This is a genomic window from Bradyrhizobium sp. USDA 4341 (genome assembly GCF_054063755.1).
Genome location: NZ_JBSSGO010000002.1, coordinates 4,521,340 through 4,546,860, shown reverse-complemented (window position 1 = coordinate 4,546,860; position 25,521 = coordinate 4,521,340). Strand labels below are relative to the sequence as shown.

General features: G+C 64.6%; 25 protein-coding genes. 11 read left to right on the top strand and 14 right to left on the bottom strand.

Annotated features, from left to right (window positions below):
* Positions 1–39 precede the first annotated feature (39 nt).
* Both ACVIGB_RS27595 and ACVIGB_RS27590 read right to left on the bottom strand, forming a co-directional pair.
* On the bottom strand, positions 40–882 hold the full coding sequence (locus ACVIGB_RS27595; protein ID WP_456720263.1) for an NlpC/P60 family protein: 843 nt from the start codon (positions 880–882) through the stop codon (positions 40–42).
* Positions 875–2,254 carry a leucyl aminopeptidase family protein gene (locus ACVIGB_RS27590; protein ID WP_456720264.1) on the bottom strand — a complete coding sequence of 460 codons (1,380 nt, stop codon included), beginning with the start codon at positions 2,252–2,254 and terminating at the stop codon, positions 875–877. The genes ACVIGB_RS27595 and ACVIGB_RS27590 overlap by 8 nt, the downstream gene beginning before the upstream one ends.
* A gap of 206 nt (positions 2,255–2,460) precedes the next feature.
* On the opposite strand from ACVIGB_RS27590, the gene ACVIGB_RS27585 reads away from it, so the two are divergent.
* Positions 2,461–3,258, top strand: a complete 798-nt coding sequence (locus ACVIGB_RS27585; RefSeq protein ID WP_456749241.1) for a tetratricopeptide repeat protein — start codon at positions 2,461–2,463, stop codon at positions 3,256–3,258.
* Positions 3,259–3,429: 171 nt separating this feature from the next.
* Here ACVIGB_RS27585 and ACVIGB_RS27580 read toward each other — a convergent pair whose 3' ends face one another.
* The 9 genes from ACVIGB_RS27580 to ACVIGB_RS27540 all read right to left on the bottom strand — a co-directional run bounded on the left by ACVIGB_RS27580 (position 3,430) and on the right by ACVIGB_RS27540 (position 12,185).
* Positions 3,430–4,404 (bottom strand): type II secretion system F family protein, encoded by a 975-nt coding sequence (locus ACVIGB_RS27580; RefSeq protein ID WP_456720265.1) that lies wholly within the window; start codon positions 4,402–4,404, stop codon positions 3,430–3,432.
* Positions 4,405–4,413: 9 nt separating this feature from the next.
* Positions 4,414–5,391, bottom strand: coding sequence for a type II secretion system F family protein (locus ACVIGB_RS27575; protein ID WP_456720266.1), 978 nt, complete (start codon positions 5,389–5,391; stop codon positions 4,414–4,416).
* An 11-nt stretch (positions 5,392–5,402) separates the two neighbouring features.
* Positions 5,403–6,866: a CpaF family protein gene (locus ACVIGB_RS27570; protein WP_456720267.1), complete on the bottom strand. Its 1,464-nt coding sequence runs from the start codon at positions 6,864–6,866 to the stop codon at positions 5,403–5,405.
* Positions 6,867–6,890: 24 nt separating this feature from the next.
* Entirely contained in the window at positions 6,891–8,159 is a 1,269-nt protein-coding gene (locus ACVIGB_RS27565; RefSeq protein ID WP_092119041.1) for an AAA family ATPase, read from the bottom strand.
* Positions 8,156–8,908, bottom strand: a complete 753-nt coding sequence (locus ACVIGB_RS27560; RefSeq protein WP_456720268.1) for a CpaD family pilus assembly protein — start codon at positions 8,906–8,908, stop codon at positions 8,156–8,158. Before ACVIGB_RS27560 ends, ACVIGB_RS27565 begins: the two co-directional genes overlap by 4 nt.
* 8 nt (positions 8,909–8,916) lie before the next feature.
* On the bottom strand, positions 8,917–10,401 hold the full coding sequence (locus ACVIGB_RS27555; protein WP_456725064.1) for a type II and III secretion system protein family protein: 1,485 nt from the start codon (positions 10,399–10,401) through the stop codon (positions 8,917–8,919).
* A 2-nt stretch (positions 10,402–10,403) separates the two neighbouring features.
* Positions 10,404–11,198 (bottom strand): Flp pilus assembly protein CpaB, encoded by a 795-nt coding sequence (gene cpaB / locus ACVIGB_RS27550; protein ID WP_456720269.1) that lies wholly within the window; start codon positions 11,196–11,198, stop codon positions 10,404–10,406.
* A gap of 127 nt (positions 11,199–11,325) precedes the next feature.
* The gene (locus ACVIGB_RS27545) at positions 11,326–11,850 is read right to left on the bottom strand and encodes an A24 family peptidase (protein WP_092119029.1); all 525 of its coding nucleotides are present in this window, start codon (positions 11,848–11,850) and stop codon (positions 11,326–11,328) included.
* A 170-nt stretch (positions 11,851–12,020) separates the two neighbouring features.
* A complete protein-coding gene (locus ACVIGB_RS27540; protein ID WP_092119027.1) occupies positions 12,021–12,185 on the bottom strand; it encodes a Flp family type IVb pilin in 165 nt (54 codons plus the stop codon).
* Between the two features lie 278 nt (positions 12,186–12,463).
* Between ACVIGB_RS27540 and ACVIGB_RS27535 the strand changes: the two genes are divergently transcribed.
* From ACVIGB_RS27535 to ACVIGB_RS27515, 5 genes are all read left to right on the top strand, one after another.
* A complete protein-coding gene (locus ACVIGB_RS27535; protein ID WP_456720270.1) occupies positions 12,464–13,294 on the top strand; it encodes a sterol desaturase family protein in 831 nt (276 codons plus the stop codon).
* 24 nt (positions 13,295–13,318) lie between these two features.
* Positions 13,319–14,764, top strand: a complete 1,446-nt coding sequence (locus ACVIGB_RS27530; RefSeq protein WP_456720271.1) for a hypothetical protein — start codon at positions 13,319–13,321, stop codon at positions 14,762–14,764.
* A gap of 268 nt (positions 14,765–15,032) precedes the next feature.
* Positions 15,033–15,536: a pilus assembly protein N-terminal domain-containing protein gene (locus ACVIGB_RS27525; protein ID WP_456720272.1), complete on the top strand. Its 504-nt coding sequence runs from the start codon at positions 15,033–15,035 to the stop codon at positions 15,534–15,536.
* A gap of 171 nt (positions 15,537–15,707) precedes the next feature.
* The gene (locus ACVIGB_RS27520; protein ID WP_092119018.1) at positions 15,708–16,256 is read left to right on the top strand and encodes a TadE family protein; all 549 of its coding nucleotides are present in this window, start codon (positions 15,708–15,710) and stop codon (positions 16,254–16,256) included.
* Positions 16,257–16,264: 8 nt separating this feature from the next.
* Entirely contained in the window at positions 16,265–16,894 is a 630-nt protein-coding gene (locus tag ACVIGB_RS27515) for a TadE/TadG family type IV pilus assembly protein (RefSeq protein WP_456720273.1), read from the top strand.
* Positions 16,895–17,052: 158 nt separating this feature from the next.
* On the opposite strand, the gene ACVIGB_RS27510 is transcribed toward ACVIGB_RS27515, so the two are convergent.
* From ACVIGB_RS27510 to ACVIGB_RS27500, 3 genes are all read right to left on the bottom strand, one after another.
* Positions 17,053–17,265, bottom strand: coding sequence for a cold-shock protein (locus ACVIGB_RS27510; RefSeq protein ID WP_016842648.1), 213 nt, complete (start codon positions 17,263–17,265; stop codon positions 17,053–17,055).
* A 268-nt stretch (positions 17,266–17,533) separates the two neighbouring features.
* On the bottom strand, positions 17,534–17,827 hold the full coding sequence (gene infA, locus ACVIGB_RS27505; RefSeq protein WP_016842649.1) for a translation initiation factor IF-1: 294 nt from the start codon (positions 17,825–17,827) through the stop codon (positions 17,534–17,536).
* Between the two features lie 24 nt (positions 17,828–17,851).
* On the bottom strand, positions 17,852–19,270 hold the full coding sequence (locus ACVIGB_RS27500) for a DEAD/DEAH box helicase (protein ID WP_456720274.1): 1,419 nt from the start codon (positions 19,268–19,270) through the stop codon (positions 17,852–17,854).
* A 532-nt stretch (positions 19,271–19,802) separates the two neighbouring features.
* Between ACVIGB_RS27500 and urtA the strand changes: the two genes are divergently transcribed.
* From urtA to urtE, 5 genes are all read left to right on the top strand, one after another.
* Entirely contained in the window at positions 19,803–21,131 is a 1,329-nt protein-coding gene (gene urtA / locus ACVIGB_RS27495; RefSeq protein WP_092119009.1) for an urea ABC transporter substrate-binding protein, read from the top strand.
* Between the two features lie 117 nt (positions 21,132–21,248).
* Positions 21,249–22,844, top strand: a complete 1,596-nt coding sequence (gene urtB, locus ACVIGB_RS27490; protein ID WP_456725065.1) for an urea ABC transporter permease subunit UrtB — start codon at positions 21,249–21,251, stop codon at positions 22,842–22,844.
* Positions 22,841–24,010, top strand: coding sequence for an urea ABC transporter permease subunit UrtC (gene urtC, locus ACVIGB_RS27485; protein ID WP_456720275.1), 1,170 nt, complete (start codon positions 22,841–22,843; stop codon positions 24,008–24,010). The genes urtB and urtC overlap by 4 nt, the downstream gene beginning before the upstream one ends.
* 4 nt (positions 24,011–24,014) lie before the next feature.
* Positions 24,015–24,776: an urea ABC transporter ATP-binding protein UrtD gene (gene urtD, locus ACVIGB_RS27480; RefSeq protein WP_456720276.1), complete on the top strand. Its 762-nt coding sequence runs from the start codon at positions 24,015–24,017 to the stop codon at positions 24,774–24,776.
* A gap of 3 nt (positions 24,777–24,779) precedes the next feature.
* The gene (gene urtE, locus ACVIGB_RS27475) at positions 24,780–25,475 is read left to right on the top strand and encodes an urea ABC transporter ATP-binding subunit UrtE (RefSeq protein WP_092119000.1); all 696 of its coding nucleotides are present in this window, start codon (positions 24,780–24,782) and stop codon (positions 25,473–25,475) included.
* Positions 25,476–25,521 lie beyond the last annotated feature (46 nt).

Sequence of the window (25,521 nt, the reverse complement as noted above, 5' to 3'; positions counted from 1 at the left end):
CCGGGGTTCGACGCTGCGCGTCGCCCCGGAATGACAGGCTCAAAGCCGCTTAATCGCGGCGACCTCGCTGCCGGCGGCCTTGATGCGCGCGATGGCCGCGTGTGTGTTCTCCACCACCGTTGCCATGTGATGCGCGTTGGCGTGCACGATCGTCGTCGCATCGCGCACGATGGCGACATGGCCCTTCCAGAAGATCAGGTCGCCGCGCTGCAGATGCCTCGATTCCGCTGCCGTCAATTCGCGGCCGAGCCCGTCCTGCTGCATGTCGCTGTCGCGCGGGCAGCCGGTGCCGGCGGCGGTCAGCGCGATCTGCACCAGGCCGGAGCAATCGATGCCGAGGCTCGACTTGCCGCCCCAGAGATAGGGCGAGCCGACGAACTGCTCGGCGATTGCGACGAAATCCTGCGCCATCGTGTCGAGAGGGGCGAGATGCTGGCGCGGCAGATGCCAGCCCTCGCGGGTCACCGCGAAGGGACCGTCCTCGCGGATGATTGCGACCCTGGTCCCCATCGCCAGCGCCTCGACCGGCGGCAGCTTGATCGACGGTCCCGGAAACGCCAGCGTACGCAGCGCCGTCACCTTGTGCGTCGGTGCCGTGCCGGGCGCCGTCAGCGCGGCCTCGGCAATCCAGCCGACATAGCCGTCATCGGCAAGCTGGCCCCAGGCCCAGCCTTCGCCGTTGCGGTCGTACACCGTGATGCGTTCACCCCTGAGTGCCTGCGTCATCTGTTCGGCATCGGCCGCCGGCGCCCGCCGCAGCGGCGCGATGGCATCGCTGACCGCAAGCGTCTCGCCGTCGACGAAGCGCGCCGCCTTCACCTTACCCTCGAGATATTTTGCCGCGACGTCCTCGCGGGCCGGCGTCAGTCTGGCATCATACATAGCGCTGGCTCAGCAATTTGTAGATCGCGCGCGCGGCCTGGCACTCGCCGCCTTCGGGGCGGCCGGGCTTTGCCGACGGCGTCCAGCCGTAGATGTCGACATGCAGCCAGCTCCTCGCGTGCTCGACGAAGCGCTGCAGGAACAGCGCGCAGGTGATCGAGCCGGCGAAACCGCCCGACGGCGCGTTGGTGATGTCGGCGGTCTTGGAGTCGAGCCAGACATCGTAGGCCGGCCACAGCGGCATTCGCCACAACGGGTCGTTCTCGCTCCTTGCATATGCTGCAACGTCGCCAGCGAGCGCCTCGTCGTTGGTGTAGAACGGCGGCAGATCCGGGCCGAGCGCCACGCGCGCCGCGCCGGTCAGCGTGCCGAGATCGACCAGCAGGTCCGGCGTCTCCTCGTCGGCCAGCGCCAGCGCGTCGGCGAGCACCAGCCGCCCCTCGGCATCGGTGTTGCCGATCTCGACGGTGATGCCCTTGCGCGACCTGAAGATGTCGAGCGGGCGGAACGCGTTGCCGGCAACCACGTTCTCGACCGCCGGGATCAGCACGCGCAGCCGCACCTTCAGCTTTGCATCCATCACCATCTGCGCCAGCGCCAGCACGTTGGCGGCGCCACCCATGTCCTTCTTCATGATCAGCATGCCGCTCGACGGCTTGAGGTCGAGCCCGCCGGTGTCGAAGCAGACGCCTTTGCCGACCAGCGTCACCTTTGGATGCGCCGGATCGCCCCAGCTCAGATCGATCAGCCGCGGCGCGCGCGTCGATGCCATGCCGACGGCGTGGATCAGCGGGAAGTTCTGCGCGAGCTCGTCGCCATCGATGCAATTGAAGGCGGCGCCGAATCGCGTTGCGAGGTCGCGCGCCGCCTCGGCGAGCTCGGCCGGCCCCATGTCGTTGGACGGCGTGTTGATGAGGTCGCGCGCCAGCGCCGCGGCATCCGCCATCCGCGCGATCTCGGCCGTGTCGACGCCATCGGGCGGCACCAGGCGGACCTCGGGGGTCTTGTTCTTGCGATAGCGGCCGAAGCGGTAGCAGCCGAGTGCGAAGGCGAGCGTCGCAAGCCGCGTGTCATGCGGCGCATTGGCAAAGCGGTAGACGCCCGGCGGCAGCAGGCCGGGCAGGGCACCGGCATGGAACGGATCGCGCGCCTTGTGGTCCGCATCCTCGAGGCCGAACAGCACCTGCGCGATGCCGCCATCGGCTGCCGGCAGGGCGAGCGCCTTGCCCGGCTTGGCCGCAAAGTCATTGGCCTCCGCGAACTGGCGTGCCGGTGCCGGCAACTCGCTGCGGATCGCATCCCATGTCGCCTTGCTGACGAAGGTGATCGGCGTGACGGCGGTCGTGGGTGCGGTCTCGAACACGGATGGCATGCGGCTCTCGGCTGTTCTGGCGTCGTTGCTGGTGACTAACACGCCTTTCGTGGTGGATGGTAGCGCGCCCGCGGTTGACGCGACCTGCGGGACTGGAACCGGCGTGCCGGCCGCCGGTGCCGCAGTTAACCAGACGTTAGGGTTAACAGTCTATTGCTGGCACGCTCGGCTCGATCCATTTGCCCGATTTCGTGAGTCACAGTGCCATGCGTCGACAGTCCATTTTGACCCGGCATCTTAGTTCCGCGGCCCTCGTGGCGGTCCTCGCCGCCGGGCTTGGCGGTTGCCAGACCATGTCAGACGTCACCGGATCGATCGCGTCCCGGTCCGATCCGGTGCCAGACGATCCGCGCCGCAATCTCGAAGTGTATGGCGAGCGCTATCGCAAGAATCCCAAGGATGTCGACGCCGCGATCGCTTACGGGCAGGCGCTGCGCATGACCGGACAGCGTTCGCAGGCCTGCGCCGTGCTGGAGCAGGCCACACTCGCCACCCCCGGCAGCAAGCCGCTGCTCGCCGCCTATGGCCGCGCGCTCGCCGACAACGGCAATTCGCAGGCCGCATTCGACGTGCTGAGCCGCGCGCACAGTCCGGACAATCCTGACTGGCGGATCCTGTCGGTGCAGGGCACTACGCTCGACAAGTTGAACCGGCACGAGGAAGCGCGGCGCTATTACGCCAGTGCCCTTCGACTGGCTCCCGACGAGCCGTCGGTGCTGTCCAATCTCGGCCTGTCCTACATGCTGACCAAGGAATTGCCGAAGGCGGAAGAGACGCTGCGCCAGGCCTATGCCAGCGCCCGCGCCGATACCCGCATCCGGCAGAACCTTGCCCTCGTCGTCGGCCTGCAGGGCCGCTTCGCGGAGGCCGAGACCATCGTCAAGGCCGACCTCCCGGCCGATGAGGCGGCCGCCAACGTCGCCTATCTCCGCGACATGCTGAACCGCAAGGACGGTCCGCGGATTTCCTCGCGCGCCGCGCCGGTTGTCGCCAAGGACGATTAAGCCAACATCACAGATCCAAACCTCCCCTTGAAATGGAGAGGTCGCTTTGCTCGCGAGAGCAAAGCGGGTGGGGATGTGCTCTCTCCACATGAAGCGTCGTTTGCGGCTGATCCCCATCCCGACCTTCCCCCTTTCAGGGGGAAGGGGAAGGCAGCCGGCGCAGCGCGCGGCTCAATGCATCGTGGCGATCTTGATGTAGGACGGCCCGAGGATCACGATGAAAAGGCAGGGCAGGAAGAACAGGATCATCGGCACGGTCAGCTTGGGCGGCAGGGCCGCCGCCTTCTTCTCGGCCTCGTTCATGCGCATGTCGCGATTTTCCTGCGCCATCACGCGCAGGCTCTGACCGAGCGGCGTGCCGTAGCGTTCGGATTGTTGCAAGGCCATGCACACCGACTTCACGCCTTCGAGCCCGGTGCGGCGCGCCAGGTTCTCGTAGGCGGACTTGCGGTCCTGCAAATAGGACAGTTCCGCGGTGGTCAGCGCGAACTCCTCCGACAGCGCGATCGACTGTCCGGCGATCTCGTTCGCCACCTTCCGGAACGCGACTTCGACCGACATGCCCGACTCGATGCAGATCAGCAGCAGGTCGAGCGAATCCGGGAAGGCGCGCTTGATCTGGAGCTGGCGCTTGGAGATCGCGTTCTTCAGGAACAGCATCGGCGCCTGGAGGCCGGCATAGGCCGCACCGACGCAAATGCCGATCTTGAGCGTGAGCGACCAGTTCGCGCCCGCGATGAAGAACGTATAGACGATGGCGCCGAGCAGCAGCACGATCGGCGTCACCGCGCGGGCGAACAGGAAGGTGACGTAGGGGGCGTGGCCGCGATAGCCCGCCATCACGAGCTTCTCGAGCGCCGCTTCCTGGGCGAGCCATTTCGTGAGGTTGAGATCGTCCACCACCCGGGAGACCACCTGCTTCGGGGTCTGCCGCAGCGCCACCTTCTCCGTCTTGGCGAGACGCTCGCGCTCACGCTGCCGGAGACGCTCGCGCTCGCTGGCGACGGCCTTCATGCGCTTGTTGAGGTCGCCGCCGGCGAGCAGCGGCATCACCAGCGTGTAGACCGTCGCGCTTGCCGCGATGAAGGCAAGCAGCATGGTCATGAACCTGACGTCGTGGAGCTTGGCGATCAGAATATCAATCATGCTGCACCGTCAGAAATCGAAGTTGATCATCTTCTTCATCACCAGCACGCCCATCGACATCCAGACGGCGCAGGCAACCAGCATGAGCTGGCCCATCGAGTTCGTCCACAGCAGGGCGATGTAGTCCGGCGTCGTGAGGAACACGAGGATCATCACGATCGGCGGCAGCGAGCCGATGATGGCGGCCGAGGCTTTCGCTTCCATCGACATCGCCTGGATCTTCTCGGCCATCTTCTTGCGGTCGCGCAGCACCCGCGACAGGTTGCCGAGCGCTTCCGACAGATTGCCGCCGGACTTCTGCTGGATCGCGATCACGATGCCGAAGAAGTTCGCTTCCGGCAGCGGCATGCGTTCGTAGAGCCGCGCGCAGGCCTCGCCGAGCGGCATGCCGATCGCCTGGGTCTCGATGATCGCAAGGAACTCGCTGCGCAGCGGCTCAGATGCGTCGTTGACGACCGCCTTGAGCGATTCGAACAGCGGCAGGCCGGCCTTGATGCCGCGCACGATGACGTCGACGGCGTCGGGCAGCGCCTTCAGAAAGGCTTTCTCCCGCCGCTTCTTCAAGAAGCCGAGCAGCCAGCGCGGCAGGCCGAGACCCATGGCAAAGCCGATGCCGGCCGCGCCCAGCAGGCCTCCGCCGACCATGAATGCTGCGCCGAACCCGAACAGGCCGAGGGCGCCGGAGATCATCCAGAATTTCTGCTCGGACCACTCCAGTCCGGCCTGCGAGATGCGCACGCCGAGCGGGACTTTCTTGTCCTTCTGCCGGCGCGCCTCGAGCTCCTTGAGCGATCCTTCGACCTGCTCGCGGCGGGAGCGCTGCGTGCGGTCGGTGCTTCGCGGCGTCGATGGTTCGCTGCGCGCCACCGAAGCGCGGCGTGACTCGGCCTTCTTTTCCCCCGAGAGGTAGGGATAGAGGAAGACCCAGGCGATGCCGCCCACGGTGGTGGCGGCGAGGAAGGCCAGGGCAAGGGTTTGCGTCTGCATCCTGCGTTCCCCTAGACCGGCGCCGGCGAGTCGGAGGCATCCAACGCCGCCGCAAGCCGCTTCTCTTCATTGTAGTAGCGCGCACGCTCCCAGAAGCGCGGCCGGCCGATGCCGGTTGAGCGGTGCTTGCCGATGATCTTGCCGTTGGCATCTTCCCCGACCACGTCGTAGAGGAAGATGTCCTGGGTGATGATGGTATCGCCTTCCATGCCCATCACCTCGGTGATGTGGGTGATGCGGCGCGAACCGTCGCGCAGGCGCGCGGCCTGCACGATGATGTCGACCGAGGCGCAGATCATCTCGCGAATGGTGCGCGAGGGAAGCGAGAAGCCGCCCATGGTGATCATGGATTCGCAGCGCGACAGCGCTTCGCGGGGATTGTTGGCGTGCAGCGTGCCCATCGAGCCGTCATGGCCGGTGTTCATCGCCTGCAACAGATCGAACGCCTCGGGTCCGCGGACTTCGCCGACGATGATGCGCTCGGGCCGCATACGCAGGCAGTTGCGGACCAGTTCGCGCATCGTGACCTGGCCCTCGCCCTCGATGTTCGGCGGCCGGGTTTCCAGCCGCACCACATGCGGCTGCTGCAGCTGAAGTTCGGCGGCGTCTTCGCAGGTGATGATGCGTTCGTCGTGCTCGATATAGTTGGTCAGGCAGTTCAGCAGCGTGGTCTTGCCCGAGCCGGTACCGCCCGAGATGATCACGTTGCAGCGGACACGGCCGATGATCTGCAGGATGGTCGCCCCGTCCGGCGTGATCGCGCCGAACTTGACGAGCTGCTCCAGCGTCAGCTTGTCCTTCTTGAATTTACGAATGGTGAGCGCGGGCCCGTCGATCGCCAGCGGCGGCACGATGGCGTTGACGCGCGAGCCGTCGGCGAGGCGGGCGTCGCAGATCGGCGAGGATTCGTCGACGCGCCGGCCGACCTGGCTGACGATGCGCTGGCAGATGTTGAGCAGCTGCTGGTTGTCGCGAAAGCGGATGCCGGTGCGCTGGATCTTGCCAGCGACTTCGATGAACACGGTGCCGGCTCCGTTGACCATGATGTCGGCGATGTCGTCGCGCGACAATAGCGGCTCCAGCGGTCCGTAGCCGAGCACGTCGTTGCAGATGTCGTCGAGCAGCTCTTCCTGCTCGGCGATCGACATCACGATGTTCTTGATCGCGATGATCTCGTTGACGATGTCGCGGATTTCCTCGCGCGCCGACTCGCTGTCCAGCTTGGCGAGCTGGGCAAGGTCGATCGCCTCGATCAGGGCGCCGAAGATCGTCGCCTTGACCTGGTAGTAGTTGTCCGAGCGGCGGGCTTCGACGGCGGGAGCAGGCGGTGGCTTGGCAGGGGCCAGCGGCGGCGACGATACCGTCGGGGCGACGGACTCGCGCGCCATCGGCGACGAGCCGGCAGGCTCCGGTGTCTGAAAAGCGGGCTTGGGTGCCCGGATATCCCCATCGTTTCCGCTACGCTTACCAAACACGACGTCTTGACTCCACGCGGGCCACTATTTGGACCGCAGCTTTTCGAGCAGGGGCGACAGGAAGGACCCCCTCGGCTTCTTGGTTTCGCCGCGGCCTGTCAGCCGCTGCGCCATCTGCAGAAACATCTCGACTGCGCGGTGATTGGCGGAGATTTCCGCGATCATCTGACCGTTGTTGGCGGCCGAACCGAAGATCTGCGGATCGAACGGGATGGCGGCGATCGGCGGGCTTTCGATCGCCTTGGCGAATTCGCCCGCCGCGATCTCCGGCCGCTTCGGCACGCCGACCTGGTTCAGGCAGTACAGCGGCGCGCGGTCGTTCGGCCGCGACGCCTTCAAGAGGTCGAACATGTTCTTGGCGTTGCGCAGGTTGGCGAGGTCGGGCGCCGCCACGATCAGGATGTCGTCGGCCGCGATCAGCGCGCGCTTGGTCCAGCCGGACCATTGGTGCGGCACGTCGAGCACGATGCAGGGCATCGTGGTGCGCAGCGTGTCGAAGATCGCATCGAACGCTTCGGCGCCGAAATCGTAGACCTTGTCGAGCGTGGCCGGCGCCGCCAGCAGGCTCAGATGGTCGGTGCATTTCGACAGCAGGCGGTCGACGAAGGCGGTGTCGACACGGTCCGGCGAGAACACCGCATCCGCGATGCCTTGCGCCGGGTCCTGGTTGTAGTTGAGGCCGGCGGTGCCGAATGCAAGGTCGAGATCGGCCACTACGGAATCCAGCGCCAGATCGCGGGCGATCGCCCAAGCGATATTGTGGGCGATCGTCGAGGCGCCGACGCCGCCCTTCGCGCCGACGACGGCGATGACGCGGCCGACCGCCTTGGCTTCCGGCGCCGAGAACAGGTTGCAGACCGCGCGCACCACATCGATCGCATGGGCCGGCGCAATCACGTAGTCGCTGACGCCACGGCGCACCAGCTCGCGATACAGCGTGACGTCGTTGACCCGGCCGATCACGACCACCCTTGTGCCGGCGTCGCACACCGTGGCGAGTTGGTCGAGCCCGGCCAGAATGTCGCTGCGGCCCTCGGTCTCGAGGATGATGACATTGGGCGTCGGCGCCGAGCGATAGGCCTCGATGGCAGCCGCCATGCCGCCCATCTGGATCTTGAGGTGGGCCTTGGCCAGCCGGCGATCCTCGCCCGCCGACTGAACGGCGGCAGCGGTCTCGACCGTCTCGCAGAACGCCTGGACCGAGACCCGTGGCGCCGGAGCAATATGGTCGTCCACGGCCTGCGGCGGGGCGTCCGTCTGCTCTTCGGAGTTTTGCTGCGCGTAGGTGATCATTTTCCTGTGTCGCTTAGCTTGGCCCTGTCGGACTCGGGATACGTCGTGGCAGTGGTGGTGCCCTTGCGATACTTGTCGAAAGCGATATTGCGGCGCGACGTGTAGGCAGGGGTCTCCGCGCGCGGCTGCACGAGGTCAGTCGGGTCTTCGACCATGGCTGCGAGGTTGCGCTGATTGGCGCAGCCGAAATTGTAGTATTGCTTGTTCTGGATGTAGGAACCGTTGTGCATCGACGGGCCGAGATCTTCCGGCCAGAGGCCGCACGGCCCGGCCTCCGCCTTCATCTTTGGATAGTTCACGCGGATCGCAGGCATCAGGCGCGGGTTCTCCGGATGGTATTTGCGCACGAAGATCCCGCGCGGCGGCACGCCGGCAGCGGCGAAGGTCGCCTGGATCTCGCGCAACGATTCCTGCGCGGGCCGGGCGTTCGGCGTGTCGGCGGGAACGTCGATGGTGACGGCGCCGGTGCCCTCACGCATCCAGTCCTGCGCCATTCCCATCACCTCGGCGCGCTGCTCCGCGGTCAGGCCGCCGCGGCTGCGGCCGACGAAGACCACGATCGAGCGATCGGCCTCGGTCACCGCGATCGGGTGACGCTGGCGATAGTCGGCCGGCGAGTCTGCCATTGCGAAACTGTTGTCGGCGGCGTGCTGGCAGGCGCCGAGCGTCATGGCAAGGCCGACGAGCGCTCCGGCGAGACCGGCGGTGCGCTCGTAATCGGCGGATGTTCTGGGTGTGGTCTGTGTCATCGTCCGCCTCAGTCGGTAATGAAGCCGTAGGTGCCGCGGTAATTCCGCGCCGGCTCGGTGCGGCCAGGCACACCGTAGACGCGATTGATGCTGCCGAGCAGGTCGGCCTGCGGATCGGACGCGTTGGCAAAGCCGTCATCCGGACGCGACAGGTCCTTCTGCGCCACGGCGCGAACGACATAGGGCGTCACCAGAACCATCAGTTCGGTCTGGTTGTTGACGAAGTCGCGGCTGCGGAACAGCGTGCCGAGCACGGGCAGCGACGCCAGCCCGGGAAGGCCGTTGATCGCCTGCTTGGTCTGGTCCTGGATCAGGCCGGCCATGGCCATCGAGCCGCCCGAGGGAATTTCCAGCGTGGTCTCGGCGCGGCGGGTCTTGATCGAAGGGATCGTCGTTCCACCCGCGCCGCCGGTCAGCGCGTTCTCGGTCGAGACTTCCGACACTTCCGTCATCACGCGCAGGCTGATGCGCCCCTCGGTCAGCACCACCGGCGTGAAGTTGAGCGAAATGCCGAATTTCTTGAAGCTGACGGTCTGGACGCAATTCCCGATCGCGCCCGTCGACGAGGTCTGACAGGTCACGCCGGTCGGAATTGGAAACTCGCCGCCCGAGATGAAGGTCGCCGATTCGCCTGATATCGCGGTCAGGTTCGGTTCGGCGAGCGTCCGCACGACGCCGGCGCTTTCCATGGCGCGGATCGTCGCCGACACCGACGATCCGAACGATGTCGTGAGCGCGTTGCCGGCCACGAGCGGTGAGCTGTTCGCAGTGAACGGGTTGCTGTTGGCGAATTTTACCACGGTCGTGCCGTAGTTGAGGTTCGCGGTGAGGTCGATGCCGAGCTGCTTGATCAGACTGCGCGCGACTTCGGCAACCGTGACCTTCAGCATCACCTGGTCGCGGCCGCGAACCGTGATCGAGTTCACGACCTTGTCGGGGCCGCCGACCAGCCGCGCGGCGATCTCGCCGGCCTGCTGTGCGTCGATCGGGCTCGCTGCGCTTCCGCTCAGCATCACGCCGTCGCCGACGCCCTCGATCTGGATATCGGAATTCGGCAGTGCCGCGCGCAGCGCGGCGCGCACGCCGTTGAGATCGCGCTTGACGGCGATGTCATAGGCCGCGATCTGCTGGCCGGCGGCGTCGAAGAACACGATGTTGGTCTGGCCGACCGTCGCGCCGATGATGTAGGCGCGTTGCGCCGAGCGGACCACGGCGTTGGCGATCTTGGGATCAGCGACCAGCACGTCCTTGATGTCCCTGGGCAGGTCGATCACGATCGATTTGCCGACGCCGAGCGAGAGGAAGCGGGCATTCATCTGACCGCCATCGGCCGATGCGGCAGGGGCAGGCGCGGCGCGGTAATCGCTCGCCACCACCGGTGTCAGCGCCGGATTGAGCGTGAGCGCCGCGACGGCCGAGAACGACAATGCGCGGACCATGAAGGCCCGCATCGTCCGTTGAGTTGCCCCGCCCTTCATCACGTGTGTCCTCATGGTCACTTCTGCATCGTCGCCTGGTTGGCAACGCCAAACCGGATGACGTTGATCGTGTCACCGCGCTTCTGCCGGTTGTCGTCGGTCTTGGTTTCGGGCGTGTTGTTGTCGGCGATGCTGCGCAGCGCCAGCGACAGGACGCCGCTCTGGCGCGCGCGCGCCAGCGTTTCGGTCTGTTCGGGCTTCAGCTCCAGCGTCACCGTCTTGCCGATCAGTGCGTTGGTGCCGTCCTTTTCCTTCGGTGCCTGGTCGATCGCGAGCACGCGAACGTTGGTCAGGATCACTTCGGAGTTGACGATGTCGGCGCCGTTGCGGTCCGGATTCTTGTCCCGCTTCGACAGCAGGACGTCGACCCGGTCATTCGGCAGGATGAAGCCGCCGGCGCCGGTCTCGGGTGAGATTTCGGTCGATACCGCCCGCATGCCGGTCGGCAGGATCGCAGCCATGAAGCCGCTGCCGTCGGCCTTGACGAGCTTCTGCTCGCGAATCGGTTCGCCCTGGATGAACGGGGCGCGCGCGATCGAGCCGGTCACGTCCTTGATCGCTTCGGCGTTGCTGTCCCTGCGCATGAAGCTGGCGCTGGCGGTTGCCGCCGGCCAGGTCTGCCATTGCAAATCTTCGGGCTTCACGGCCTGGCCAAGGCCGATGTCGGTTTTCGCGACCAGGATGTCGACGGTGGGTAGCTGCGCGACGGGCGGAGCCGGCGCCGGCTTGTCGTCGCTTCCGCTCGCCAGATAGAGCGCCGCAAGGCCGGTGCAGCCTGCGATTGCCAGGACCAGAATGCGGGCCTTATCCATTACGCTTCACTTTCCACATGACGCCGCGACGCTGCCGCCGCCGTGATGGGAGTTGACCAGCTATTCGTCAAAGCATGGTTAATGAGGCGTATCTAAATCGCCTTAACGCGCGGTTACCGCTGCTTTCTCAGCGCATGGCGAAGTGCGCGAGATCGATCGTCTTGATCCAGTCCGTCTCGGGATAGATCAGCAGGGCGCCGAGGGCGAGTGCGATGCCGTAGGGAATTCCGGTCTGCTTGTCGTGCAGGCGGCTGAGCCAGGCCTGGTTCGCGAGCGCATAGGGCAGCGGCCATTGCCGGAGCTGCAGCAGCAGCACCGTCAGGGCACCGCCGAACAGCGACGCGAAGACCAGATAGGGGAGCAGATGCTCGAACCCGAACCACAGGCCGGCCGCGGCCGCGACCTTGGCGTCTCCGCCACCGACCCAGCCCATCGCAAACATGCCGAATGCCACCACCAGAACCAGCGCGCCCGCGCCGGCATGGTTGAGGATCTCGTGCACGCCCATCCCGGTCAGCGGCGCCAGGACGAAGAAGCCGGCCGCCAGCGCCAGCGAGATCCGGTTCGGGATCGTCATGGTCAAGAGATCACTCGCCGCCGCAAAGGCCATCAGGGCCGGAAACAACATCAAGCGTGCGATGTCGAGGATCATGGATTCATGCCGTCAAGCTGGAGCTGCGGTCGAGACCCGACGCTAGCGGCCAATGGTGAACAATCGGGAAAGGCCGCCGTGGTCGCCATCAAGGCGCCGACGGCCTGTCTACCAAATAGCAAAGGTCCCGGGGATGCCGGGACCTTTGATGTGAATTCGTTGGAACCGGCTTACTTCAGCGAGCTGGCGACCGTGTTGAAGGTGCCCGAGAGGTTCTTGCCGACGCCGTTGACGGCAGCGATGATCGCGATGGCGATACCGGTGGCGATCAGGCCGTATTCGATGGCGGTCGCGCCCGATTCATCCTTCACGAAGCGCGAGACGAGATTCTTCATAAATAGCTCCTGTGTACACGTGGCTGGTCGAACTAGGTTTGGTCTCGCCGGCGTTCTCAGCACCGTGACCATTGCCGCACCCTACGGTTCGACAATTTCGGCGCGGTTAATTTGATCGTATAAACACAGCGGGAACCCGCAGTTGTTGCGCACAGTAAATTTGGAATTAAGCGGTCCGCTAAGATTGCAGATTGTTGCCGGGGCCCGCTATCGGCACCTGTTCACGGCTCCTTAAGCGCACATCTATACCCATGGGGCTTCCGTCGAATGAGGCCGTCATGCCCACCCTTCCCTTTGAAGTCATCGAGATGATCGGCCAGACGATGATGAAGGTGGTGCCGATCACGATCGCGCTGGCGCTGTTCTTCACGGTGCTTACTCATTTCTGGGCCTGCAATCCCGGCAAGCCGTGGTGGCAGAAGCGTGAGCTGGTCACCGACATCTGCTACTGGTTCTTCGTGCCGGTGTTCGCCCGCGTGCTGCGGATCGGGCTCCTGGTGGTGGGCGCAGCCGTGGTGTTCAACGTTCACGACGCCGACGATCTGATCGCGTTCTACGAGAACGGACATGGCCCTCTGGCGCAGCTTCCGCTCTGGCTGCAGTCCATTATCTTCCTCGTCGCCTCCGATTTCATGCTGTACTGGCTGCACCGGATGTTCCATGGCGGCGGCTTCTGGAAGTACCACGCCATTCATCACTCCTCCGAGGATCTTGAATGGATCTCGGCGGCACGCTTCCATCCGGTCAATCTTCTGGTCGGCACGATCACTGTCGATGTGATCCTGCTGATGGCGGGCATCTCGCCGAACATCATGCTGTGGGTCGGCCCGTTCACCACATTCCATTCGGCATTCGTGCACGCCAATCTGAACTGGACGCTCGGCCCGTTCAAATACGTGATCGCGACGCCGGTGTTTCACCGCTGGCATCACACCGGGCTCGAGGACGGCGGCGACACCAATTTCGCGGGCACGTTTCCGCTCTGGGATATTCTGTTCGGAACGTTCCGCATGCCCGAAGGCAAGCTTCCGGAAGATTACGGCGTCGATGCCGAGCAGGGCGTGCCGTCCGAGATCGGCGGGCAGTTGGCCTATCCGTTCCGGCAATGACGCCGCCAGCCGGCCGGTGCGATCATGAGCGCTGAGACCGCGACCTTTCCGCGCGCGAAAACCTCCGTGTTCGCCGAGCTTCCGGCCTGGTTCTGGATGGCGTGCGGCGTCTATGCGCTGCTGCTTTTCGTCGGCGACAGGCTGCTCGCCGATTCCGACACCTACTGGCAGATTGCCGTCGGCCGCTGGATCCTCGACCATCGCACGCTGCCGTCTGTCGACATCTATTCGTTCACCAAGGCCGGTGAGCCGTGGGTGTCGTCGTCCTGGCTGGCGCAGGTTCTGTTCGCGAAGGCCTATGACCTCGCCGGGTGGACCGGCCCCGTGGTGCTGGCCGCCGCCTGCGCCGCTGCCAGCTTCGCGCTGCTCACCGCCATCCTCAGCCGCGCGCTGCCGACGATCTACGCGAGCCTGATCGCCCTTGCCGCGCTGGTTCTGACCTGCGGGCACCTGTTGGCCCGTCCGCATGTACTGGCGATGCCCATCATGATCGTCTGGGCGAACGGCCTGATGACCGCCAGCGAACGCCGCAAGGCGCCCTCGTTCTGGCTGCTGCCGCTGATCGCGCTGTGGGCCAATCTGCACGGCGGCTTTCTGTTCGGTTTGGTCCTGGCCGGCGCATTTGCGCTCGATGCGATGTGGAATGCCTTGCCGGCTCAAAGGTTGGCGCTGGCGCTGCGCTGGGCGGCGTTCGGCATCGGCGCACTGGCTGCGTGCTGCGTGACCCCTTATGGCTGGGGCTCGATCCTCGCCTCGCTCAGGATTCTCGGCCTCGGTGAATTGTTGCATCTCATCGCGGAGTGGAGGCCGGCGACGTTCGGCGAGATCGACCCGTTTGGACTATCGATCCTCGGCCTGCTCGGCGCGGCGCTCTATTACGGGGCGAGGTTGCCGCTGCCGCGAATCTTCCTGGTGCTGGGCTTGCTGCACATGGCGCTGTCCCATGTCAGAAACCTCGAGCTGTTCGCCCTGCTGCTGCCGCTGGCCGTGCGGACGCCGGTCGCCACCCAGTTCGGGCTGCGCGCCGCTAGCGCCGTCCGCCCGAGGGCTGCTCCGGCCGCAATCCTTATCGTCGGGCTTTGCGCGTGGACCTCCGTCGTTGCCGCGCGCCAGGTGATATCGCCACCACTGATTTATTCGCCGGCTGCCGCCGTTGACGCGATGAAGGCGCACAACGTCAAGCGCGTGCTCAACGATCTGCAGTTCGGCGGCTACCTGATCTGGCGTCAGATGCCTGTTTTCATCGACGGGCGCGCCGAGCTCTATGGTGAGACGTTCGGCATGAGCTTGGCCCGCGCGCTTCAGCTCAAGGACGTCAACGGTTTCCTCAATCTGCTCGCGACCCATGACATCGATGCGGTGATGCTCGATCCGACCACGCCGGCGTCCAAATTGCTGGATCACATCGGAGGATGGCAGCGCCTCTACGCCGATGACCGCGTGGTCGTTCACGTCCGCGCCGCCAGTTGAAGCCGCCGCAGCCACTGCTTTGGAGACTCCTAAGATTGCCATAAGCGCACCGCTTCCCGCCCAATGGCAGGACGATGGGATCGGCGACCGGATAGTTCTGTGCGAGGTACCGGACGGTTGGCCGATCCGCTCGGGAAGTCGTTACATCCGCGCAATTCGGCGGTCGATCTTTGCTCTTCCTAAATGAATTGCCGTCAGATTTGCCAGCGTCGGGCGCCGGTCCGCAGCGTATCGCCTTTGCCGGCCTGTTAACGTCCCGGGGTAGAGTATGTCGTTTCAGTCCCAGCGTATTCGCGCCGTTGCGCGCATTGGTTTCATCTCGATGGCCGCAGCCATGCTGCTGGGGCCCGCACTCGCGACGGCAGCGCCGGATCCCGACCGGATCGCGGTCAATGTCGATCAGGCGAAGCTCGTCAAGCTGCCCGGCGGTATTGCCACGATCGTGGTCGGTAATCCCCTGATCGCTGACGTCACCCTGCAGAATGGCGGGGTTGTCGTGGTGACCGGCAAGGGTTATGGCGCGACCAATTTCATCGCACTCGACCGCTCCGGCCAGGTGCTGGTGGATCGCCAGATCCAGGTCGAGGGTCCGACCGATCAGCTCGTCACCGTCTATCGCGGCATCGATCGCGAGACCTATAGCTGCATGCCGGTTTGTCAGCGCCGCATCACCCTCGGCGATGGCGAGGCCTATTTCAACGCGACGATGGGCCAGGCCGGTTCGCTCAACAATCAGGCCTCCGGCTCGGGCGGCGCGAAGCCGCAGAACTGACGTGCGTCCGCTCGGGCGCTTCACACGCCGGGGCCTTGGCCGATCGCAGGCGATTCGCCCGACATGCTTGATAAAGGCCTAACGGATCGGGTCGCTCTGTCCCGATCCGGCGAAATACTTCGACAATGACTCTTGGGTAGTTATTGCCACCATGTTGATCCGGGGTCGTTGATGCCGCTGCCCGCTCATTCTTTTGCACGCCTTCTCCGTCGCTTTCGCCGAAACCGCCGTGGTGTGACCGCGGTCGAATTCGCGCTGGTCGCGCCGCTGTTTTTCGCGTTGCTTTTTGCGATCATCGAAGTGGCAATGATCTTCTTTGCCAGCCAGGTGCTTGAGACGGCGACGCAGGATTCCTCGCGCATGATCATGACCGGTCAGGCCCAAGGCGCGAATTATACCCAGCAGCAGTTCAAGGACTTCGTCTGCGGCCGGGTCAACGCGTTGTTTGATTGCACCAACGGCGTCTACGTCGACGTGCGCAGTTATCCGGCGACGAGTTTTTCTACCGTCAACCTCACGCCCATCGTCGATCCCACCCAGGTGAAATGGTGTCCCGGCAAGGACGGCGACGTCGTGGTGGTCCGGCTGTTCTATCAGTGGCCGCTGTTTGTCACCAAAGTTTTCAGCTCCACCAACCTCACCAACGGCAAGCGGCTCCTGATTGCGACCGCGACGTTCAAGAACGAGCCCTCCGGAACCGCCGGCACAACATGCTCATGAGCAAAGTCATGAAAACCCTGCCCGCGGGCTTGCTCCGCGTCGTTGTGGCGCTCGGGCGTGACCGCCGGGGCCTCGCCGCCGTCGAGTTCGCTTTCATCATGCCGCTGATGCTGGTGATGTTCTTCGGCACCGTCGAGTTTTCATCCGGTGTCGCGGTCGACCGCAAGGTCACACTGATGGCGCGCGCCGCGTCAGATCTGACCTCGCAGGCGACGCAGGTGGTGGATGCCGATCTCCAGAACTTCTTCAGCGCCAGCGTCGGCATCATGACGCCCTACGATCCGTCACCGACCAAAGTCACGCTGTCGGAAATCTACGTCGATAATTCCAACATCGCACGGATACAGTGGAGCAAAGCGGGGACGATCGCCTCGGGCGCGACGCAGGCCACGGTGACGGCCTCAAGCCGCAGTCAGGGTGACATCGTGACAAGCATCGTTCCGTCGGCGCTGCTGGTTGCGGGCACCTATCTGATCTTCAGCGAAGTGAGCTACAAATACGTTCCGACGATCGGCTATGTGATGGCCAAGGCCGGCATCAATCTCAGCGACGTTGCCTTTACGCGGCCGCGGCAGTCGGTTTGCGTGTTCTATGCTCCGACGTCCGCCACCATGCCGACGACCTGCTCGACTTTCTAGAGCGCTTTCGAGCGAAGTGGCTACCGCTTCGCGTGAAGAAAATGCTCGACGCCGCGCTGCCAGAGACGCAATCCAGACAAAAAGGGCCGCACCCGAAGGTGCGGCCCTTGATGCTTTGACGGCAATTTCCTGGAGCTTCGCGCTCCCCGGAAATCGGCTTATCCAGCGGCGCGCAGATTGTCGGCCGAGGATTTGCCGGAACGGCGGTCAGCAACGATCTCGTAGGAGATCTTCTGGCCTTCACGCAGAGTGCCAAGGCCGGCGCGCTCGACTGCACTGATGTGCACGAACACGTCGTTCCCGCCTTCATCCGGCTGGATGAAGCCGTAGCCCTTGGTCGCGTTAAACCACTTCACGGTTCCCATGCTCACGTGGGTAGTCCCCTTCTCAGATATACAAGTTCAAGACCCGCTTGTCGGCGGGGTGGTGAGATCGAATTTTTGGAAGGGTCGTCAGCGTCTGAACCGGCTGTACCGGTATTGGCTAATGTCGTCCGGCCGAAAATCGATGGGTAGGATATTATTCGATAGAAGGCCTCAAAACAATCCTGACGTGCGCGATTTTTTGGCCGGCGCAGCCGCCGGCCATTTGTTGCGCAGGACATCACGACGTCTGCGCGTAACGGTTGCAATGCCCAACCTATCGGCGGCGGAACTGGCCGCCGCGCTGTGCGCCGCCCCGCGGCGGACCGCCGGGTGCGCCACTCGGACGTTCGTCCTTGTGCCGGAAAATCAGGCGGCCCTTTTCGAGATCGTAGGGCGACATTTCGATCGTGACGCGGTCGCCGGCCAGCGTCTTGATGCGGTTTTTCTTCATCTTGCCGGCGGTGTAGGCGACGATCTCGTGTCCGGCATCGAGTTGCACCCGGTAGCGAGCGTCGGGGAGGATTTCGGTCACCAGTCCTTCGAACTGGATCAGCTCTTCCTTAGCCATATGTTTCTCCAGATCGAGCGACGGCTAGTGCTTCGGTCGGTTGTTGCGGTTGGGTTGCGGATTCGGCCGGCTCTCGCGATGCAAGAAGGCGACGCCCTGAATGCCTTCGCTGCTGCCGGCCTGCGACGGACGCGGCGACTCGCCCCGGCTCGTCTGCGGCGCGGCATTATTACCACCTCCGCGGCGGCGGCGGCGAGGCCCTTTTGCACTCGGAGCGGCCTCATTCCCACGGACATTATGCGCGCGCGGCGCAGAGCGGCCGCCACGGTGGGGGTGGGTCGCCGGTGCGGGCGCGGCGGCCTCGCGGCTGCCCTGCGTGCGGCGGTCTTCCCGCGGCACGGTGATCCGGATCAGCCGCTCGATATCGCGCAGATAGCCCATCTCCTCGGCGCCGGCGACCAGCGAGATCGCGATGCCGTCGGCGCCGGCACGCGCGGTGCGGCCGATGCGGTGGACGTAGGTTTCCGGGATGTTGGGCAGGTCGAAGTTCACGACATGGCTGATGCCGTCGACGTCGATGCCGCGGGCGGCGATATCCGTCGCCACCAGCGTGCGAATCTCGCCGGTGCGGAACGCCGCAAGCGTGCGCTCGCGGTGGTTCTGCGACTTGTTGCCGTGGATCGCATTGGCCTCGATACCGGCCTTGGCGAGGCTCTTCACCACCTTGTCGGCGCCGTGCTTGGTGCGGGTAAACACCAGGGCACGATTGACCGCCTCCTGTTTCAGAAGCTGGGCGAGGACCGTCGGCTTGGCCGCGAAATCGACCTGGATCGCGCGCTGGGCGATGCGATCCACCGTCGAGGCCACCGGCGTCACCGCCACGCGGGCCGGGTCGCGCAGCATCGCCTCGGCGAGCTCGGCGATGTCCTTGGGCATGGTGGCCGAGAAGAACAGCGTCTGCCGCCGGATCGGCAGCTTGGCGACGATTTTGCGGATGTCGTTGATGAAGCCCATGTCGAGCATGCGGTCGGCTTCATCGAGCACCAGGAACTCGACCTGGTTGAGCTTCAGCCCGTTGCTTTGCACGAGATCGAGCAGGCGGCCGGGGGTGGCGACCAGCACTTCGACGCCCTGCATCAGGGAGCGGACCTGACGGCCCATCGGCACGCCGCCGATGGCAAGCGTCGAGGACAGCCGGATGTGGCGGCCATAGGTATTGAAGCTGTCCAGGATCTGCCCGGACAGTTCGCGGGTCGGCGAGAGCACCAGCACGCGGCAGCTCTTGGGCTGCGGGCGAATGCGGTTCTCGAGCAGCCGGTGCAGGATCGGCAGCGCGAAGGACGCGGTCTTACCGGTTCCGGTCTGGGCGATGCCGACGACGTCGCGGCCGGCAAGTGCGAGCGGGATAGTCTGGGCTTGGATGGGGGTCGGCGTGAGATAGTTTTCTTCTCGAAGCGCGCGGGCGATGGGATCGGTGAGGCCGAAATCCTGAAAGGAGGTCAAAAGGTGGTTCTTTCCATAAAAGCCGTCATCGTCCCGGCCAGTATCGGCCGGAATCGCATGAAAGCATTCGGGGACACCCGCGTGTCTGGGGCGTCAAGCTGGGTTAGCTGAAAGGCGAGCCAGAAGCCGCTTGGGGCAGCTTGAACACGCAGCTCGCGAAGGCACCGCGATGTCGCGGGCATGGCGAGGATATGGACCAGGAACTGGGCGGTTTCAAGATGATATCGCCGGAATAGGCGCGCGGAATGCGCCGAACCATCGCGCAAACTGTCACAAATCGGTGCCGGAAATTTAGCCAAGAAGGTAATTTTGCCTACGAAATGACCTGATTGCTCTTTCGGCAGTCAAGTTGACGGCTCAATGATTGAGCAATCGCTCTCCGTATTTGCCCGGAACTCGCGAAATTATCCAGTTGGTTCATCGGCTTACGGTGCCCACACACCGTGGCACAGTTCTTGCGATTCCCTTAACCGCAGGCGGCCAAGCGGCCGTTCGCAAGCGTTCCACGCCTGCGTCAGGGAGACGACATTTCATGCTTACTCAGCTTACTCACAAAATAACGACGATGACCCGCCGCCGCGCGCTCGCGGCGACCGCCGGCCTGGTTTTGGGTCTGGCTGCGTCCTCGCCGTTCGCGCCCGCCCAAGCGGCCGACGACACCATCAAGATTGGTATTCTTCACTCGCTGTCGGGCACCATGGCCATCAGCGAAACCACGCTGAAGGACACGATCCTTTTCCTGATCGACGAGCAGAACAAGAAGGGCGGCGTGCTCGGCAAGAAGCTCGAGGCCGTCGTGGTCGACCCCGCATCGAACTGGCCGCTGTTTGCCGAAAAGGCCCGCGAGCTGATCACCAAGGACAAGGTTGCGGTCGTGTTCGGCTGCTGGACCTCGGTGTCGCGCAAGTCCGTGCTGCCGGTGTTCAAGGAGCTGAACAACATCCTGTTCTATCCGGTGCAGTATGAGGGCGAGGAGTCCGAGCGCAACGTGTTCTACACGGGCGCGGCGCCGAACCAGCAGGCGATCCCCGCCGTCGACTATCTGATGAAGGAAGAAAAGGTGAAGCGCTGGGTGCTGGCCGGCACCGACTACGTCTATCCGCGCACCACCAACAAGATCCTGGAAGCCTATCTGAAGTCGAAGGGCGTCGCCCAGGACGACATCATGATCAACTACACGCCGTTCGGTCACTCCGACTGGCAGACGATCGTGGCCGACATCAAGAAGTTCGGCTCGGCCGGCAAGAAGACCGCCGTGGTCTCGACCATCAACGGCGACGCCAACGTTCCGTTCTACAAGGAGCTCGGCAACCAGGGCATCAAGGCGACCGACATCCCGGTGGTCGCGTTCTCGGTCGGCGAAGAAGAGCTCGCCGGCATCGACACCAAGCCGCTGCTCGGCCATCTCGCCGCCTGGAATTACTTCGAGTCGATCAAGACCCCGGCGAACGAGAAGTTCATCAAGGAGTGGCAGGCCTACACCAAGAATCCGAAGCGCGTGACCAACGATCCGATGGAAGCGCACTACATCGGCTTCAACATGTGGGTGAAGGCGGTCGAGAAGGTGAAGTCGACTGATCCGGACAAGGTGATCGACGCGCTTCCCGGCACCGAGGCGCCGAACCTGACCGGCGGCACCTCGAAGATGCTGCCGAACCACCACATCACCAAGCCGGTGTTCATCGGCGAGATCAAGGGCAACGGCCAGTTCGACGTGGTCTGGAAGACCCCGGGCCTGGTGGCCGGCGACGCCTGGTCGAAGGAGCTCGAGGGCTCCAAGGACCTGATCGGCGATTGGGTCGGCAAGAAGTGCGGCAACTACAACACCAAGACCAACAAGTGCGGCGGCCAGGGCTCCTGATAGGGCGCACCTGACCTCAACAACGACACAACACAACCTTCCAACACCGGAGAAGGCGGCATTGCTCGCCGCCTTCTCCTCCACTCCTGCCGGGGTACTGACGTGTTTGCTATTTGTATTGATCGCTTTCGTGCGCTTTGTCTCTCGATCCTGCTGCTGAGCTGCCTTGCTGTGCCGGCGCTGGCCGGCCCGTTCGAGGATTCGGTCGCCAAATTCGCCAATGACGAGTTCTCCGACACCGAGGCTGCGATCGGCGAAGTCGCCGCATCGGGCAATGTGCTCGCTTCGCCGATCATCGGCGCGCTGCAGGACGGCCGGCTGTCGGCCGATCCCGACAGCAAGAAGGTCTTCATCACGCAGGCCGACGGCAAGATCGTCGACGCCGCCACCGGCGCTGCCGTCGACAAGCTGCCCGACAGCGCCGCCGCCGTTCGCCTCAACAACCGCCTGCGCCGCACCGTGGAGGCCGCGCTCGGCGGCCTGACGCTGCTGTCGCCGGATCCGGCCAAGCGGCTCGCCGCTGCGCAGTCGGTGTTCAAGAGCCACGAGGAGAATCTGCTGCCGACGGTGGAGGGCGCGCTTGCCAAGGAGAGCGTCAAATCGATCAAGCAGGCTTTCGCCGAGGCGCGCGCCGCCATCATCCTGTTCAAGCCGGATGCATCGGACAGTGACAAGCTCGACGCCGTTGCTGTGGTCAAGGCCCGCGGCGACCAGGAGGCGCAGGCGCTGCTTACCGGGCTTGGCGACCAGCCGCCGCTGGTCGCCAAGGCGGCGGCAACCGCGGTCACCTCGATCCAGAGCAATCTCGCGATGTGGTCGATGGTGCAGAATGCCTGGTACGGCCTGTCGCTCGGCTCGGTGCTGCTGCTCGCCGCGATCGGGCTTGCCATCACCTTCGGCGTGATGGGCGTCATCAACATGGCGCATGGCGAGATGGTGATGCTTGGCGCCTACACCACCTTCGTGGTGCAGGAGGTGATCCGCACCCGCTATCCCGCGCTGTTCGACTACTCGCTGCTGATCGCGGTACCGCTCGCCTTCCTGGTCGCGGGCCTCATCGGCGTCGTGATCGAGCGCACCATCATCCGCTTCCTCTACGGCCGTCCGCTGGAGACGCTGCTCGCGACCTGGGGCCTGTCGCTGGTGCTGCAGCAGGCGGTGCGCACCGCGTTCGGCCCGACCAACCGCGAGGTCGGCAACCCGTCCTGGATGAGCGGCGCCTTCGAGCTCGGCCAGATCACCATCACCTATAACCGGCTCTGGATCCTCTGCTTCACGCTCGCGGTGTTCGCCATCCTGCTCGCGATGCTGCGCTACACCGCACTCGGCCTCGAGATGCGCGCGGTGACGCAGAACCGCCGCATGGCGGCCTCGATGGGGATCGCCACCTCGCGTGTCGACGCGCTGACCTTCGGCCTCGGCTCGGGGATCGCCGGCATTGCCGGCGTGGCCCTGTCGCAGATCGACAATGTCAGCCCGAATCTCGGCCAGAGCTACATCATCGACTCATTCATGGTCGTGGTGTTCGGCGGCGTCGGCAATCTCTGGGGCACGCTGGTCGGCGCCTTCACGCTCGGCATCGCCAACAAGTTCCTCGAGCCGATGGCAGGTGCGGTGCTCGGCAAGATCGCGATCCTGGTGCTGATCATCCTGTTCATCCAGAAGCGGCCGCGCGGCCTGTTCGCGCTCAAGGGCCGGGCGGTGGAAGCATGACGCCGCACATCCTGACCCGTTCGCTCGACCGCGCCGCGAGCGCGTTCGTGCTGCTCGTCGCCGCGGTCGGCGTGCTGATCCCGCTGTCGAACCTGCTGCTGCCGCAGGGCTCGATGTTCCAGGTGCCGACCTATCTGGTGGCGCTGTGGGGAAAATATGTCTGCTACGCCATCCTCGCACTCTCGATCGATCTGATCTGGGGCTATTGCGGCATCCTCTCGCTCGGCCACGGCGCGTTCTTTGCGCTCGGCGGCTACGCGATGGGCATGTACCTGATGCGGCAGATCGGCAGCCGCGGCGTGTACGGCAACCCGATTCTGCCCGACTTCATGGTGTTCCTGAACTGGGACAAGCTGCCCTGGTACTGGTACGGCTTCGACAAGTTCCGGGTTGCCGCGTTGATGGTGCTGCTGGTGCCGGGCCTGCTCGCCTTCTGCTTCGGCTGGCTCGCCTTCCGCTCGCGTGTCACCGGCGTCTATCTGTCGATCATCACGCAGGCGATGACCTATGCGCTGCTGCTGGCGTTCTTCCGCAACGATTTCGGCTTCGGCGGCAACAACGGTCTGACCGACTTCAAGGACATCCTCGGCTTCAACGTGCAGGCCGAAGGGACCCGCGCCGCGCTGTTCCTGCTGAGCTGCCTTGCACTGATCATCGCCTTTCTGATCTGCCGCGCGATCGTGACCTCGAAGCTCGGCAAGGTCCTGATCGCGGTGCGCGATGCCGAAAGCCGGACCCGCTTCCTCGGCTATCGCGTCGAATCCTACAAGCTGTTCGTGTTCACGCTGTCGGCCTGCATGGCCGGGGTCGCCGGCGCGCTTTACGTGCCGCAGGTCGGGATCATCAATCCGAGCGAGTTCGCACCCGGCAATTCGATCGAGGCGGTGATCTGGGTCGCGGTCGGCGGCCGCGGCACGCTGATCGGCGCCGCGCTCGGCGCCGTCGTGGTCAATTACGCCAAGACGTTCTTCACCTCCGGGCCGCTGGCGCCGTACTGGCTGTTCATGCTGGGCGCGATGTTCATCCTGGTCACGCTGCTGTTGCCCAAGGGCATCGTCGGCACTTTCAACAGCTGGTGGGAGACGCGGCGCAGCGCGGCCCTTGCGGCCGACAGGGAAAGCGCCGCACGCGAAGATGGTGTCGGCGCACCGAACCCGGCGGAGTAGACAGATGAACGTCATGGATACCCGCGCCACGTCGGCCATGCTCTATCTCGACGGCGTACACGTCTCGTTCGACGGCTTCCACGCCATCAACAACCTGTCGCTGACGCTCGCGCCCGGCGAGATGCGCGCCATCATCGGCCCGAACGGCGCCGGCAAGACCACGATGATGGACATCATCACCGGCAAGACCAAGCCGGACGAGGGCACCGTGCTGTTCGACGGCACCGTCGACCTGACCCGGCTCGACGAGACCCGTATCGCCGAGCTCGGCATCGGCCGCAAATTCCAGAAGCCGACGGTGTTCGAGAGCCAGACCGTGCAGGACAATCTGCTGCTCGCGCTCAATGTCGATCATTCTGTGCGTGGCACGCTGTTCTGGCGCGGCAGCAAGGCCGAGGCCGAGCGCATCGACAAGGTGCTCGAGACCATCCGCCTGACCGATGCGCGCAACCGCCTCGCCGGCAGCCTGTCGCACGGCCAGAAGCAGTGGCTCGAGATCGGCATGCTGCTGGCGCAGGACCCCAAGGTGCTGCTGGTCGACGAGCCGGTCGCCGGCATGACCGATGTCGAGACCCATCTGACCGCCGAGCTGCTCAAAGAGATCAACAAGAACCACACCATCATGGTGGTCGAGCACGACATGACCTTCGTGCGCGAGCTCGGCGTCAAGGTGACCTGCCTGCATGAAGGCACGGTGCTCGCCGAAGGTTCGATCGACCAGGTGTCGTCGAACGAGCGGGTGGTCGAAGTGTATCTGGGGCGCTAGGCGATGCTGAAGATCGACAACATCAACCTCTATTACGGCGCGGCGCAGGCGCTGCGCGGCGTGTCGCTGACTGCCGAGCCGGGCAAGGTCACCTGCGTGCTCGGCCGCAACGGCGTCGGCAAGACCTCGCTGCTGCGCGCCATGGTCGGCCAGTATCCGATCGCCTCCGGCGCGATCAATTTCGACGGCAAGGACATCACCGCGCTAAAACCCTATGAGCGGGCGCGGCGCGGCATCGGCTTCGTGCCGCAGGGCCGCGAGATCTTCCCGTTGCTGACGGTGGAGGAAAACCTCAAGACCGGATTCGGCCCGCTGAAGCGCGAGGACCGCAACATCCCCGACGACGTGTTCTCGCTGTTTCCGGTGCTGCAGACCATGCTGGGCCGCCGCGGCGGCGATCTCTCCGGCGGCCAGCAGCAGCAGCTTGCGATCGGCCGCGCGCTGGTGATGCGGCCAAAGCTCCTGCTGCTCGACGAGCCCACCGAGGGCATCCAGCCCTCGATCATCAAGGACATCGGCCGCGCGATTTCCTATCTGCGCAACCTCGGCAACATCGCAATCGTGCTGGTCGAACAATATCTCGACTTTGCCTGCGAACTCGGCGACAGTTTTGCCGTGATGGACCGGGGCGCGGTGAAATATGCCTGCGATCGTGCAAGCCTCGATCCCGCCGAGATCAGCCGCCAGATGGCGCTGTGAAGTTGATGTGACGCCGCCGCGCGCGGCGTGCGTTAAGGGAGCGTCG